A 13858-nucleotide genomic window follows, 5' to 3' on the forward strand; every position below is an offset into this window, starting at 1 on the left:
TCAGGCGATTTCGATCATTTCGAAGTCCATCTTGCCGACGCCGCAGTCCGGGCACAGCCAGTCTTGCGGCACGTCTTCCCAGCGAGTGCCCGGCGCAATGCCGTCATCCGGCCAACCCTCGGCTTCGTTGTAGATCAGGCCACAGACGATGCATTGCCACTTCTTCATTCAGGTATTTCCTCAGGATTCAGGCGGTGTCCGGCGCGGACGGTCGATGGTGCAGCGTTGCCGTCCGGCTCAGGGCGTTTTGTACTGATCGAACCGGCCGGATGCAAGCCTGTTCGGCGCAACGGCGCGGCAGATCAATCAAACTCGCGGCTCGCCATGGTAAGCTCGCCGCCTCTTTCGCTGCCAATAATGACTCATTGTGCAACACTCAAACGCCCCGCTGTGGCGCCTGCGAAGCCACCTCGATCCCCTCCCCGACACATCCACCCTCGACTGGCTGTTCGACGAAGGCTCCCTGACCCGACGCCTGACCCGCCTGTCCGATGACGGCTTCAGCGTCACGCCGCTGTTCGAAGGCTGGCAGACCCTGCGCGACGACGAATGCGCGGCGCTGGAACTGGCTGAAGGCAGCGAAGGCTGGGTGCGCGAGGTCTATCTGCGCGGTCATGGCGAAGCCTGGGTGTTCGCCCGCAGCGTGGCTTCGCGCGACGCCTTGCAGGGCGACGGCCTGCATATGGATGAACTGGGCAACCGCTCTCTGGGCGAACTGCTGTTCTGCGATAACGCCTTCCAGCGTCAGGCCATCGAAGTCTGTGACTATCCTGATCGATGGCTGCCCGAAGCCGCTCGCGCTTCAGGATTGTGGGGGCGCCGTTCGCGTTTCGACCGTGGTGCGCTGAGCGTGCTGGTGGCAGAGATTTTCCTGCCGGCCCTGTGGAATGCCGTCCGCGCCCGCCCGGAGAATTGCTGATGTACCAGAGCCTGCTCAAGTCCCTGAACCGCCTGAATCCCCGGGCCTGGGATTTCATTCAACTGACCCGCATGGACAAGCCGATCGGCATCTACCTGCTGCTGTGGCCGACGCTCTGGGCGTTATGGATCGCCGGTAAAGGTTCGCCCTCGCTGGCCAACATCGTGATTTTCGTCCTCGGCGTGGTGCTGACCCGTGCCGGCGGCTGCGTCATCAACGACTGGGCCGACCGCAAGGTCGACGGCCACGTGAAGCGCACCGCCGAACGCCCGCTCGCTGCTGGCCGGATCAGCTCGAAAGAGGCGCTGGTGTTCTTCGCCCTGCTGATGGGCGTGAGTTTCCTGCTGGTGCTGTGCACCAACGCCGCGACGATCTGGCTGTCGCTGGGTGGCCTGGCGCTGGCGTTCACTTATCCGTTCATGAAGCGCTACACCTATTACCCGCAAGTGGTGCTGGGGGCGGCGTTTTCCTGGGGCATGCCGATGGCGTTCACCGCCGAGACCGGCGAGCTGCCGGCGTCGGCCTGGCTGCTGTGGATCGCCAATCTGCTGTGGACGGTGGGCTATGACACCTATTACGCGATGACCGACCGCGACGATGACCTGAAGATCGGCGTGAAATCCACGGCGATCCTGTTCGGCGATGCCGACCGGGTGATCATCCTGACCTTGCAGGCATTGTCGCTGGGCTGTCTGCTGCTGGCCGGGTCGAGATTCGAGCTGGGGATCTGGTTCCACCTCGGCCTGCTGGTGGCGGCCGGGTGCTATGCGTGGGAGTTCTGGTACACCCGCGATCGCGACCGGATGCGCTGCTTCAAGGCATTTCTGCACAACCATTGGGCGGGGATGGCGATTTTCGTCGGGATCGTGCTGGATTACGCGTTGCGCTGATCTGAAAGAACCGCGGCCCGAGGCAATGCCTGCGGGCCGCGATGCCGTTTCACTGACGATGGCTTATTTGTGCTCGTGAACCACGTGCCACGCATCCATCTTGCCGTCGCCCATCATGTCACCCGGCTTGGTGTCCATCTTGAAGGTATACAGCGGTTTGCCGTCGTAGGCGTACTGCATCTTGCCGTCATCGCGCTTGATCACCGTCCATTTGCCTTCGGCCTTGGCGCCTGCGGGAGCCATCATCGGCGGCCAGTTCTCGGCGCATTTGTCATTGCACATCGACTTGCCGCCAGCGTCCTTGTCGAACGTGTAAACGGTCATGCCTTTGTGATCGACCATCATGCCGTCTTTCATCATGGCCGGTTCGGCCGCCATCGCCAGTCCCGGCAGCGTCAGCGCGGCGGTCATCAGCAGGGCTTTGAAGGAAGCAGTCATTTGAGTCATGGAAACCTTCTTTTGTGGTTGTCAGGATTCGGACTTAGAGCTTAGTCCAGGATTTGCACAATCGCCGCCGGACTAAAATACTGTCACACGACTGCAATAATTCCGTTATCTAATGCGGCGCAAGACAGTTAAATGACAAGAGGATTAAGGCATGGTTGGCAGGAGCATTCTGATCGTCGACGACGAAGCGCCCATTCGCGAAATGATCGCCGTTGCGTTGGAAATGGCCGGCTATGACTGCCTCGAGGCAGAGAACTCGCAGCAGGCCCACGCCATCATCGTCGACCGCAAGCCGGACCTGATCCTGCTCGACTGGATGCTGCCCGGCACCTCCGGCATCGAACTGGCCCGCCGCCTCAAGCGTGACGAACTGACCGGGGACATCCCGATCATCATGCTCACCGCCAAGGGTGAAGAGGACAACAAGATCCAGGGCCTGGAAGTCGGCGCCGACGACTACATCACCAAGCCGTTTTCCCCACGCGAACTGGTGGCACGCCTCAAGGCCGTGCTGCGTCGCGCCGGTCCGACCGATGGCGAAGCGCCGATCGAAGTCGGCGGCCTGCTGCTCGACCCGATCAGCCACCGCGTGACCATCGATGGCCGTCCGGCCGAAATGGGCCCGACCGAATACCGGTTGCTGCAGTTTTTCATGACCCATCAGGAACGCGCCTACACCCGTGGGCAGTTGCTGGACCAGGTCTGGGGCGGCAACGTCTATGTTGAAGAACGCACCGTCGACGTGCACATCCGGCGCCTGCGCAAGGCCCTCGGCGATGCTTACGAAAATCTGGTACAAACCGTGCGCGGCACGGGTTATCGGTTTTCCACCAAGGCATAAAAAAGCAGCTGCAGGCTTCCAGCTGCAAGCAGCCGATGCGCCTTGGCTTGCAGCTTGAAACTGAGTAAAGGACGCTCCGTGAATCAAAACTGGCATGGCACCCTGATCCGCCACATGCTGTTGCTGGTCACCGCCTGTCTGGTGATCGGCCTGATCACCGGCTACTACGGCTGGAGCCTCGCGGCGGGACTGGGCCTGTACCTGGCCTGGACGCTCAAGCAGTTGCTGCGTCTGCACGAATGGCTGCGCCTGCATCAACCCGACGAAGCACCGCCCGACGGCTATGGTCTGTGGGGCGAAGTGTTCGACAGCATCTACCACCTGCAACGCCGCGACCAACGGGTACGCGGGCGCCTGCAAGCGGTGATCGACCGCGTCCAGGAGTCCACCGCCGCGCTGAAAGACGCGGTGATCATGCTCGACAGCGACGGCAACCTGGAATGGTGGAACCGCGCCGCCGAAACCCTGCTCGGCCTCAAGACCCCGCAAGACAGCGGCCAACCCGTGACCAACCTGGTCCGCCATCCGCGCTTCAAGGAATACTTCGAGCAGGAAAACTACGCCGAGCCGCTGGAAATCCCTTCGCCGACCAACGACCGCGTGCGCATCCAGATGTACCTCACGCGCTACGGCAACAACGAACACCTGATGCTGGTGCGCGACGTCACGCGCATCCATCAGCTGGAGCAGATGCGCAAGGACTTCATCGCCAACGTCTCCCATGAGCTGCGCACCCCGCTGACGGTGATCTGCGGTTATCTGGAAACACTGCTCGACAACGTCGAGGAAGTGAACCCGCGGTGGAGCCGTGCCCTGCAACAGATGCAGCAACAGGGCGGGCGCATGCAGACCCTGCTCAACGACTTGCTGTTGCTGGCCAAGCTGGAAGCCACCGATTACCCGTCGGACAACCAGCCCGTGCACATCGACACCCTGTTGCAATCGATCAAGAGCGATGCGCAGCAACTGTCCGGCTCGAAGAATCAGAAAATCACCCTGGAGGCCGACGCCAGCATCCTGCTCAAGGGCAGCGAGGCGGAACTGCGCAGCGCGTTTTCCAACCTGGTGTTCAACGCCGTCAAATACACGCCGGCCGAAGGCAACATCCGGATCCGCTGGTGGGGCGACGATCAGGGTGCGCACCTGAGCGTGCAGGATTCCGGGATCGGCATCGACAGCAAACACCTGCCGCGCCTGACCGAACGCTTCTACCGCGTCGACTCCAGCCGCAACTCCAACACCGGCGGCACGGGCCTGGGCCTGGCCATCGTCAAACACGTGTTGCTGCGTCACCGCGCGCGGATGGAGATCAGCAGCGTGCCCGGCCACGGCAGCACTTTCACCTGCCATTTCGCCCCGGCGCAGATCGCACAGGCACGGGTCATCAGCACCGCTGAGTAATGCCGGACTAGGCAATCGCCAGGTCAGCCGCTACATTGGCTGACTTGCGCCTGCCTTTCAGGTGCGAATCTTTCTCCATTACGAATCACACGGAACCCGCAAAACTCCATCATGGACCCTTCCCCTGGCTTGTCCCTCGCAACGATATTCGCCGATTTCGGCATGATTCTTTTCGCTCTGATCCTGGTTCTGCTCAACGGCTTCTTCGTTGCGGCGGAGTTCGCCATGGTCAAACTGCGCTCGACCCGGGTCGAAGCCATCGCTGAACAGCACGGTTGGCGCGGGCACATCCTGCGCACGGTGCACAGCCAGCTCGATGCTTACCTGTCGGCGTGCCAGCTCGGCATCACCCTCGCCTCCCTCGGCCTGGGCTGGGTCGGCGAGCCGGCCTTCGCGCACCTTCTGGAGCCCGTGCTGAGCGCGGTCGGCGTGCAGTCGGCCGAAGTGGTCAAAGGCATTTCGTTCTTTACCGCGTTCTTCATCATTTCCTACCTGCACATCGTGGTCGGCGAGCTGGCCCCCAAATCCTGGGCCATCCGCAAACCCGAGCTGTTGTCGCTGTGGACGGCGGTGCCGCTGTACCTGTTCTACTGGGCCATGTACCCGGCGATCTACCTGCTCAACGCCAGCGCCAACACCATCCTGCGCATTGCCGGCCAGGGCGAACCGGGCCCGCATCACGAGCACCATTACAGCCGGGAAGAACTGAAACTGATCCTGCACTCCAGCCGCGGCCAGGACCCGAGCGACCAGGGCATGCGCGTGCTGGCCTCGGCGGTGGAAATGGGCGAACTGGAAGTGGTCGACTGGGCCAACTCCCGGGAGGACCTGATCACCCTCGAGTTCAACGCGCCGTTGAAAGAAATCCTGGCGATGTTCCGCCGTCACAAGTTCAGCCGCTATCCGGTGTACGACAGCGAGCGCAAGGAGTTCGTCGGCCTGCTGCACATCAAGGACCTGCTGCTGGAACTGGCAGCCCTGGATCACATTCCGGAGTCGTTCAACCTCGCCGAGCTGATCCGGCCGCTGGAGCGGGTATCGCGACACATGCCGCTGTCGCAGTTGCTGGAGCAGTTCCGCAAGGGTGGCTCGCACTTTGCCGTGGTCGAAGAGGCCGACGGCAACATCATCGGCTACCTGACCATGGAAGACGTGCTGGAAGTGCTGGTCGGCGATATCCAGGACGAACACCGCAAGGCCGAACGCGGCATCCTCGCCTACCAGCCGGGCAAGCTGCTGGTGCGGGGCGATACGCCGCTGTTCAAGGTCGAGCGCCTGCTGGGCATCGATCTGGACCATATCGAAGCCGAAACCCTCGCCGGGCTGGTCTATGAAACCCTGAAGCGGGTGCCGGAAGAAGAAGAGGTGCTGGAAGTCGAAGGTCTGCGGATCATCATCAAGAAGATGAAAGGGCCGAAGATCATTCTGGCCAAGGTGCTGATGCTGGATTGAGCCGTATTGCGGGGCAGCTTTTGTGGCGAGGGAGCTTGCTCCCTCGCCACAGTTTATCGCTTGCCCAGCGCAAAGTTGGGCAACGCCCCCAGCGGCTGGTTGAACTGATACGGAATCGACACCAGCCCTCCTCCTGTATTGCGCTGCACCACAAAGTGCAGGTGCGGGCCACTGCTGTTGCCGGTATTGCCGGACAGCGCCAGCGGACTGCCCACCGCTACCCGTTGCCCCTCCCGCACGCTCACCGACCCTTGCTTGAGATGCAGGTACACACCCATGGTGCCGTCGTCGTGCAGTATCCGCACGAAGTTGCCGGAAGGATCGGTGCCGCGCCCGTTCTGCGAGTTTTCGGTCTTCACCACCACCCCGGCGCGCGCCGCGATGATCGGCGTGCCCACCGGCATGGCGATGTCCATCGCGTACTTGTTCTTCGGTCCATAATGGCTGTAATCGCCATTGGCGCCCTGACTCAGACGGAACGGCCCGCCTCGCCAGGGAAACGGATAGCGATAGCTCTGGGCGGCGCCAGCGGGGTCGCCGAGGGAATACTGGAACTGCGGCGTATACACCAGCGGCTTGCCAGCGGACACCCCCGTCAGTAAGGCCAGCCGCGTATTGCTGCGCGCCGGCAGCACCCGGCGGATCGTCTGCGTCGGTGCACCGCGTACGTTGCTCAGCCCGGTGAACGCCAGCGCGACCTCCACCGGCGCATACAGATCGTTGCGCACGAACACCACGTCCGTGCCCTTCTGCTTCTTGATGTCGAGATAGACCTGGCGCTCGAGCCGCTCGACCATCCGGTCCTGAAACACGAACACCTGGGAGCCTTTGCTCGGACGGTCGCTGTACGAGACCACTCCGTTGGCATCGGTGGACTTGTAGATCGTCATGGCCACGGTCGAGGTGGAGGCCATGAACAGACCACAGAAAAACAGCAGGCGCAGGGGCATGGGCAAACGTTCTGTCGAGTGAGGTCTGGGAATGAGCCTAGCAGCTGAAGCAGACCAGGCTAGTCGACAGATGTTTCAAATTTGGCACAGCCAGAAAAAAGACCGCGGCCCGGCACAGGCGGCGGTCTCTTTTTGCCCGCGACGCTTACGCGCCCGGAACGAAGTGCTTCTGCGCCGTGCCGCGGGCGATCAGACGGGAGATGTAGTCGAGCTTCTGTGCGTCCTGATCGACGAAACGGAAGGTCAGTTGCAGCCATTCGCTGTCCGGCTTCGGCTCGTGGGCGACCACCGCGTGCAGGTAACCGTTCAGACGAGCGATCTCGGCGTTATCGCCCTGCTCCAGGTCCAGCACGGCGCTGTCGAGGATCTGAGGCAGGTTGTCGGTACGCTTCACCACCAACAGCGCTTCCTTGATGCTCAGGGCCTTGATCACACACTGCTGGGTGCCACCTGGCAGGCGCAACTGGCCTTGACCACGACCGCTGGCCGGGGCGGCAGAAGCGGCCGGTGCTTTCACCGGCGGGCTGTTGAGCAAGCCACGTTGCGGAGCGGCAGCCGGCGCCGGCGCAGCAGCGGCAGGCTTGGCAAACGGGTTGGCCGCAGGCGCCGCCGGTGCGGAGCCGACCACTGCAGCCTTGCCACCGGTCAACGCGCTCAGGGAGTCGTTGCCGAATGCCGAGTTCATCTTGGTCGGGGCGCTGTTCATCAAGGCATCGAGCTTGCCGATCTTGTTCAGGGCCTGCTTGACCTTGGTCAGCAGTTGCTCGTTGGTGAACGGTTTGCTGACGTAGCCGGAAACGCCGGCCTGGATCGCCTGCACCACGTTTTCCTTGTCGCCACGGCTGGTGACCATGATGAACGGCATGGTCTTGAGGTTGTCCTGCTCACGGCACCAGGTGAGCAGTTCGAGGCCGGACATTTCCGGCATTTCCCAGTCGCACAGCACCAGGTCGAAGGCTTCCTTGGCCAGCATGGCCTGGGCCTTCTTGCCGTTGATGGCGTCCTCGGTGCGGATCCCCGGGAAGTAATTACGCAGGCACTTTTTCACCAGGTCACGAATGAACGATGCATCGTCCACGACCAACACACTGATCTTGCTCATCCAACACCCCTATTAAAATCCCGGCAAGCATAACGCTGGCTGATGGCACATTGCCAAAACTCTTCAGTCACGCCGGGACTTTTCGTTCGCGGGTGCTGCTTTTTAATTCGATTGCGCATTCTGGAAATGCACAAACAAAAACGCCCGGCCAAAGGGCCGGGCGCTTTTCTCAGGCAATCTTACTTATCGTCAGCATCGCCCGGAACATTAGCGGTTTCGCCGCTTGTTCCTTCAACTTCTTCCTTCATGCGCTTGAGGCCCATGTGGCGCACGTCGGTGCCGCGCACCAGGTAGATCACCAGCTCCGAGATGTTGCGGGCATGGTCACCGATGCGCTCCAGCGAACGCAGCACCCAGATGATGCTCAAGACCCGCGAGATAGAGCGTGGGTCTTCCATCATGAAGGTCGCCAGCTCACGCAGGGCGGTCTTGTATTCGCGGTCGATGATCTTGTCGTACTGCGCCACCGACAGCGCCAGATCGGCATCGAAACGGGCGAAGGCGTCCAGTGCATCACGCACCATGTTGCGCACCTGGTCGCCGATGTGACGCACTTCGACGTAACCGCGCGGCGCTTCACCCTCTTCACACAACTGAATGGCGCGACGGGCGATCTTGGTCGCTTCGTCGCCGATGCGCTCAAGGTCGATCACCGATTTGGAGATGCTGATGATCAGACGCAGGTCCGACGCCGCCGGCTGACGGCGGGCCAGAATGCGCAGGCATTCCTCGTCGATGTTGCGTTCCATCTGGTTGATCTGATCGTCGATCTCGCGCACTTGCTGGGCCAGGCCCGAGTCGGCCTCGATCAGCGCGGTGACCGCGTCATTGACCTGCTTCTCGACCAGCCCGCCCATGGCCAGCAGGTGGCTGCGCACTTCTTCCAGTTCGGCGTTGAACTGCGCGGAAATGTGATGGGTAAGGCCTTCTTTACTAATCATGTTGGCGTCCTTGGAGCGTCCGGTAAGGTGCGAGCGTCAATTCAGTGAGCGACAACCAGCGTCTGCTAGCCGTAACGACCGGTGATGTAGTCTTCGGTCTGCTTCTTGGCCGGATTGGTGAACAGGGTATCGGTGTCGCCGAATTCCACCAGTTTGCCCATGTACATGAACGCCGTGTAGTCGGACACCCGCGCCGCCTGCTGCATGTTGTGGGTCACGATGACGATGGTGAACTTGGATTTGAGCTCGTAGATCAGCTCTTCGACTTTCAGGGTCGAGATAGGATCGAGTGCCGAGCACGGTTCGTCGAGCAGCAGCACTTCCGGTTCAACAGCAATGGTACGGGCGATCACCAGACGCTGTTGCTGACCGCCGGACAGGCCAAGGGCCGAGTCATGCAGACGGTCTTTCACTTCGTCCCACAGGGCCGCGCCTTTGAGTGCCCACTCGACGGCTTCGTCGAGAATGCGCTTCTTGTTGATGCCCTGGATGCGCAGGCCGTAGACCACGTTTTCGTAGATGGTCTTGGGGAACGGGTTAGGCTTCTGGAATACCATGCCGACCCGGCGACGCAGCTCGGCCACGTCCTCACCCTTGCGGTAGATGTTGTTGCCGTAGAGGTTGATCGCACCTTCGACGCGGCAGCCGTCCACCAGGTCGTTCATGCGGTTGAAGGTCCGCAGCAGTGTGGACTTGCCGCAGCCGGACGGGCCGATGAAGGCCGTCACGCGCTGTTTCGGGATGTTCATGCTGACGTCGAACAACGCTTGTTTCTCGCCGTAGAACAGGCTCAGGCCCGGCACTTCGATGGCCACGGTTTCCTGCTCGAGGTTCAGGCTCTGCTTGTCGCGGCCCAGGGCAGACATGTTGATGCCGTGGGTATGTGTTTCGTGCTGCATGGGAGATCCCCTGTGCTAACAAATTCGGTTCGGTTGGCTGCCGGGAATCAGACCGGCAGCCCTTCAATGCTTGTAACGGCGATCAGCTGTCCAGCGCCTTGTACTTCTCGCGCAGGTGGTTACGAATCCACACCGCCGACAGGTTGAGCACGGCAATCACCAGCACCAGCAGCAACGCGGTGGCGTACACCAGCGGTCGTGCGGCTTCGACGTTCGGGCTCTGGAAGCCGACGTCATAGATGTGGAAGCCCAGGTGCATGATCTTCTGGTCCAGGTGCAGGTACGGGTAGTTGCCGTCCACCGGCAGCGACGGCGCCAGTTTCACCACACCCACCAGCATCAGCGGCGCCACTTCACCGGCGGCGCGAGCCACGGCGAGAATCATGCCGGTCATCATGGCCGGACTGGCCATCGGCAGAACGATCTTCCACAGGGTTTCAGCCTTGGTCGCGCCGAGGGCCAGCGAGCCTTCACGCACGGTGCGCGGAATACGCGCCAAACCTTCTTCAGTGGCCACGATCACCACCGGCACCGCCAGCAGCGCCAGGGTCAGCGAAGCCCAGAGCAGGCCCGGCGTACCGAAGGTCGGTGCCGGCAGCGCTTCCGGGAAGAACAGACGGTCCAGCGAGCCGCCCAGCACGTAGACGAAGAAGCCCAGACCGAACACGCCGTAAACAATGGCCGGAACACCCGCCAGGTTGTTCACCGCGATCCGGATCACCCGGGTCAGGGTGTTCTGTTTCGCATACTCACGCAGGTACACCGCCGCCAACACGCCGAACGGGGTCACGATCATCGCCATGATCAGGGTCATCATCACGGTGCCGAAGATCGCCGGGAAAATCCCGCCTTCGGTGTTCGCTTCGCGCGGGTCGTCAGAGAGGAATTCCCAGACCTTGCTGAAGTAGAACCCGACCTTGGTGAAAGTACCCATGGCGTTCGGCTGGTAAGCGTGAACCACTTTGCCCAGGCCGATTTCGACTTCCTTGCCGTTGGCATCGCGAGCCGTCAAAGCGTCGCGGTTGAACTGCGCGTGCAGGTCGGCCAGACGGGCTTCGACGTCCTGATAGCGGGCGTTCAGCTCGGCGCGCTCGGCATCCATGTCCGCTTGCGCGGTGGCGTCGAGCTTGCCTTCCAGTTCCAGTTTGCGGCCATGCAGACGGATGCGCTCGAGACCGGCGTTGATCGCGCCGATGTCGGTTTTTTCCAGGGTCTTCAATTGCGCGGCGAGCTTGCTCACGCGGTCGATCCGCGCCTGCAGCTCGGGCCACGCGGCTTCGCCCTCGGCGATGACCTTGCCGTCCTGTTTGACGTTGACCAGGTAACCGTAGAAGTTGCCCCACTCGCGACGCTCCAGCGCCATCAGTTCCGGCGGGTTTTTCTGGTCGTTCAGCCACTCGCCGACGATCCAGGTGAAGTCGTTGCCGTTCAGGTCCCGGTTGCCGACCTTGATCAGCTCACGGGTCATGAATTCCGGGCCCTGGTCAGGCACCGGCAGGCCGGCGCTCTTGAGGCGTGCACGGGGTACTTCTTCCTTCTGCACCACTTCGCCGATGACCAGGTGATTGCCCTGGCCCGGGACGTCGTAGCTGGCGTGGATCAGATCCGCCGGCCAGAAGTGACCCAAACCACGCACGGCAATCACCGCCAGCAGGCCAATGGTCATGATGACCGCGATGGACACCGCGCCACCGCTGATCCAGACGCCCGGGGCGCCGCTCTTGAACCATCCTTTCAGGGAGTTCTGTTTCACAGACTTCTACCTTTCTTAAAGCGACGAGTATTTCTTGCGCAGACGCTGACGAATCAGTTCCGCGAGGGTGTTCATGATGAAGGTGAACAGCAGCAGCACCAGCGCCGAGAGGAACAGCACGCGGTAGTGGCTGCCGCCGACTTCCGACTCCGGCATTTCCACCGCGACGTTGGCCGCCAAGGTGCGCAGGCCTTCGAACAGGTTCATTTCCATGACCGGGGTGTTGCCGGTGGCCATCAGCACGATCATGGTCTCGCCGACTGCACGGCCCATGCCGATCATCAGTGCCGAGAAGATGCCCGGGCTGGCGGTCAGGATCACCACGCGAGTCATGGTCTGCCATGGTGTGGCGCCGAGGGCCAGCGAGCCCAGGGTCAGACCGCGCGGCACACTGAACACGGCGTCTTCGGCGATCGAGTAGATGTTCGGGATGACCGCGAAGCCCATGGCCAGACCGACCACCAGAGCGTTGCGCTGGTCGTAGGTGATGCCCAGGTCGTGAGAAATCCACAGGCGCATGTCACCGCCGAAGAACCAGTTTTCCATGTACGGGCTCATGTACAGCGACAGCCAGCCCACGAACAGGATCACCGGAATCAGCAGCGCACTTTCCCAGCCATCCGGGATGCGCAGGCGAACCGACTCAGGCAGACGGCTGAAGACGAAACCGGCCACCAGAATGCCGATCGGCAGCAGCATCAGCAGACTGAAAATGCCCGGCAGATGCCCTTCCACATACGGCGCCAGGAACAGGCCGGCGAAGAAGCCGAGGATCACCGTCGGCATCGCTTCCATCAGTTCGATCACCGGTTTGACCTTGCGGCGCATGCCCGGGGCCATGAAGTACGCGGTGTAGATCGCCGCGGCAACGGCCAGCGGCGCCGCCAGCAGCATCGCGTAGAACGCGGCTTTCAGGGTGCCGAAGGTCAGTGGCGACAGGCTCAGTTTCGGTTCGAAATCGGTGTTGGCCGCGGTCGATTGCCAGACGTATTTAGGCTCGTCGTAGTTCTCGTACCAGACCTTGCTCCACAGCGCGCTCCACGACACTTCCGGGTGCGGGTTGTCGAGCAGCAGCGGTTGCAACTTGCCGCCCGCTTCGACGATCACACGGTTGGCGCGCGGCGACAGACCGAACAGGCCCTGGCCTTCGACGACCTGATCGACCAGCAAGGTGCGGTGCGCGGTGCTGTGGAACACGCCGAGCTTGCCGCCGGCATCCAGGGCAACGAAGCCTTTGCGGCGCTCTTCGGCAGCGATTTCAACAATTGGCGTCTTGCCCATCTGGAAGGTGCGGATCTGCTTCAGACGCAGCTCGCCATCGGTGTCACGGGCCATGAACCACTGGGCCAGGCCACCGGTGGAGTCGCCGACGATCAGCGAGATGCCGCCCACCAACTGAGTGGATGCGGTGACTTGCGCATCGGCGTTTTCCAGCAGCTTGTAGCGACCGTTGAGGCTCTTGTCGCGCAGGCTGAACACGTCGGCCTGGGCACGCCCGTTGACCACATACAGCCATTGCTGGCGCGGGTCGACGAAGATGTTCTTCACCGGCTCGGTCATCTGCGGCAGATCAATGCGCTTCTGCTCGTTGGTGACTTCGCCGGTCATCATGTTTTCTTCGCTGGTCAGCGACAGCACATGCAATTGCGAACCGGTGGAGCCGGCCAGCAGCAGGGTCGAATCGGTGGCATTGAGGCTGACGTGCTCCAGCGCACCGCCGTTCTCGTTGAGCGCTATCGGCGCTTCGCCGTACGGGAACTCGAGCGCCGGGGTGATGGTTTTCTTGCCTTCCGGGTAGCTGACTTTATAGGTGTGACGGAACACCAGTGCCTGGCCGTTGGACAGGCCCACCGCCACCAGCGGATGGCCCGGCTGATCTTCGCCGATGGAAGTCACACTGGCACCTGCCGGCAACGGCAGATCGACGCGCTTCAATTCAGCGCCACTGTCGACATCGAAGAACAGCGCCTGGCCCTTGTCGGAAACGCGCATGGCCACCTGATTCTGCTCTTCGAGCGAAATCATCAGTGGCTTGCCGGCGTCCTGCATCCAGGCCGGGGTGAGTGCGTCTCTGGCCGTCAGCTCGGCCCCCTTGAACAGCGGCGCGACGACGTAGGCGAGAAAGAAGAAGATCAGGGTGATGGCTGCCAGCACCGCCAGACCGCCGACGAGGACGTACCAGCGGGTGAAGCGATCCTTGAGCGCGCGAATGCGGCGCTTGCGTTGCAACTCAGGCGTATTGAAATCAATGCGCTTGGGAGGG

The 13858-nt window shown here is 61.9% G+C and carries 13 protein-coding genes; 5 read left to right on the plus strand and 8 right to left on the minus strand.

Annotated features, from left to right (window positions below; genetic code table 11):
* A complete protein-coding gene (locus NWV16_RS00425) occupies nt 1-168 on the minus strand; it encodes a rubredoxin (RefSeq protein ID WP_065258224.1) in 168 nt (55 codons plus the stop codon).
* 199 nt (nt 169-367) lie between these two features.
* Between NWV16_RS00425 and NWV16_RS00430 the strand changes: the two genes are divergently transcribed.
* Both NWV16_RS00430 and ubiA read left to right on the plus strand, forming a co-directional pair.
* Nucleotides 368-919: a chorismate lyase gene (locus NWV16_RS00430; protein WP_260521550.1), complete on the plus strand. Its 552-nt coding sequence runs from the start codon at nt 368-370 to the stop codon at nt 917-919.
* Nucleotides 919-1809: a 4-hydroxybenzoate octaprenyltransferase gene (gene ubiA, locus NWV16_RS00435; protein ID WP_260521551.1), complete on the plus strand. Its 891-nt coding sequence runs from the start codon at nt 919-921 to the stop codon at nt 1807-1809. The genes NWV16_RS00430 and ubiA overlap by 1 nt, the downstream gene beginning before the upstream one ends.
* 63 nt (nt 1810-1872) lie before the next feature.
* Here ubiA and NWV16_RS00440 read toward each other — a convergent pair whose 3' ends face one another.
* Nucleotides 1873-2256, minus strand: coding sequence for a hypothetical protein (locus tag NWV16_RS00440; RefSeq protein WP_065258227.1), 384 nt, complete (start codon nt 2254-2256; stop codon nt 1873-1875).
* A 151-nt stretch (nt 2257-2407) separates the two neighbouring features.
* Here NWV16_RS00440 and phoB point away from each other — a divergent pair, with 151 nt between their 5' ends.
* The 3 genes from phoB (at nt 2408) to NWV16_RS00455 (ending at nt 5950) form a co-directional block, all read left to right on the plus strand.
* Complete coding sequence (gene phoB, locus NWV16_RS00445; protein WP_003229608.1) at nt 2408-3097, plus strand: phosphate regulon transcriptional regulator PhoB; 690 nt, start codon at nt 2408-2410, stop codon at nt 3095-3097.
* A 114-nt stretch (nt 3098-3211) separates the two neighbouring features.
* Nucleotides 3212-4498: a phosphate regulon sensor histidine kinase PhoR gene (gene phoR, locus NWV16_RS00450; protein ID WP_260523597.1), complete on the plus strand. Its 1287-nt coding sequence runs from the start codon at nt 3212-3214 to the stop codon at nt 4496-4498.
* 111 nt (nt 4499-4609) lie between these two features.
* Nucleotides 4610-5950: a hemolysin family protein gene (locus NWV16_RS00455; protein WP_065258229.1), complete on the plus strand. Its 1341-nt coding sequence runs from the start codon at nt 4610-4612 to the stop codon at nt 5948-5950.
* Between the two features lie 53 nt (nt 5951-6003).
* On the opposite strand, the gene NWV16_RS00460 is transcribed toward NWV16_RS00455, so the two are convergent.
* The 6 genes from NWV16_RS00460 to NWV16_RS00485 all read right to left on the minus strand — a co-directional run bounded on the left by NWV16_RS00460 (nt 6004) and on the right by NWV16_RS00485 (nt 13644).
* A complete protein-coding gene (locus NWV16_RS00460) occupies nt 6004-6900 on the minus strand; it encodes a M23 family metallopeptidase (RefSeq protein WP_260521552.1) in 897 nt (298 codons plus the stop codon).
* Nucleotides 6901-7045: 145 nt separating this feature from the next.
* Nucleotides 7046-8002 carry a response regulator gene (locus NWV16_RS00465; protein WP_260521553.1) on the minus strand — a complete coding sequence of 319 codons (957 nt, stop codon included), beginning with the start codon at nt 8000-8002 and terminating at the stop codon, nt 7046-7048.
* Between the two features lie 179 nt (nt 8003-8181).
* Nucleotides 8182-8943 carry a phosphate signaling complex protein PhoU gene (gene phoU, locus NWV16_RS00470; RefSeq protein WP_065258232.1) on the minus strand — a complete coding sequence of 254 codons (762 nt, stop codon included), beginning with the start codon at nt 8941-8943 and terminating at the stop codon, nt 8182-8184.
* Between the two features lie 65 nt (nt 8944-9008).
* Nucleotides 9009-9842 carry a phosphate ABC transporter ATP-binding protein PstB gene (pstB, locus tag NWV16_RS00475; protein WP_166221929.1) on the minus strand — a complete coding sequence of 278 codons (834 nt, stop codon included), beginning with the start codon at nt 9840-9842 and terminating at the stop codon, nt 9009-9011.
* An 82-nt stretch (nt 9843-9924) separates the two neighbouring features.
* Nucleotides 9925-11595, minus strand: a complete 1671-nt coding sequence (pstA, locus tag NWV16_RS00480) for a phosphate ABC transporter permease PstA (RefSeq protein WP_260521554.1) — start codon at nt 11593-11595, stop codon at nt 9925-9927.
* A gap of 15 nt (nt 11596-11610) precedes the next feature.
* Nucleotides 11611-13644: an ABC transporter permease subunit gene (locus NWV16_RS00485; RefSeq protein WP_260523598.1), complete on the minus strand. Its 2034-nt coding sequence runs from the start codon at nt 13642-13644 to the stop codon at nt 11611-11613.
* Nucleotides 13645-13858: the final 214 nt, after the last annotated feature.

The organism is Pseudomonas sp. BW7P1 (genome assembly GCF_024981055.1).
GTDB lineage: Bacteria > Pseudomonadota > Gammaproteobacteria > Pseudomonadales > Pseudomonadaceae > Aquipseudomonas > Aquipseudomonas bananamidigenes.

Coding starts and splice junctions, on each gene's coding strand:
- NWV16_RS00425 (WP_065258224.1), bottom strand. CDS start 168: ATGAAGAAGTGGCAATGCATCGTCTGTGGCCTGATCTACAACGAAGCC.
- ubiA (WP_260521551.1), top strand. CDS start 919: ATGTACCAGAGCCTGCTCAAGTCCCTGAACCGCCTGAATCCCCGGGCC.
- NWV16_RS00440 (WP_065258227.1), bottom strand. CDS start 2,256: ATGACTCAAATGACTGCTTCCTTCAAAGCCCTGCTGATGACCGCCGCG.
- phoB (WP_003229608.1), top strand. CDS start 2,408: ATGGTTGGCAGGAGCATTCTGATCGTCGACGACGAAGCGCCCATTCGC.
- phoR (WP_260523597.1), top strand. CDS start 3,212: ATGCTGTTGCTGGTCACCGCCTGTCTGGTGATCGGCCTGATCACCGGC.
- NWV16_RS00455 (WP_065258229.1), top strand. CDS start 4,610: ATGGACCCTTCCCCTGGCTTGTCCCTCGCAACGATATTCGCCGATTTC.
- NWV16_RS00460 (WP_260521552.1), bottom strand. CDS start 6,900: ATGCCCCTGCGCCTGCTGTTTTTCTGTGGTCTGTTCATGGCCTCCACC.
- NWV16_RS00465 (WP_260521553.1), bottom strand. CDS start 8,002: ATGAGCAAGATCAGTGTGTTGGTCGTGGACGATGCATCGTTCATTCGT.
- phoU (WP_065258232.1), bottom strand. CDS start 8,943: ATGATTAGTAAAGAAGGCCTTACCCATCACATTTCCGCGCAGTTCAAC.
- pstB (WP_166221929.1), bottom strand. CDS start 9,842: ATGCAGCACGAAACACATACCCACGGCATCAACATGTCTGCCCTGGGC.
- NWV16_RS00485 (WP_260523598.1), bottom strand. CDS start 13,644: ATGCAGGACGCCGGCAAGCCACTGATGATTTCGCTCGAAGAGCAGAAT.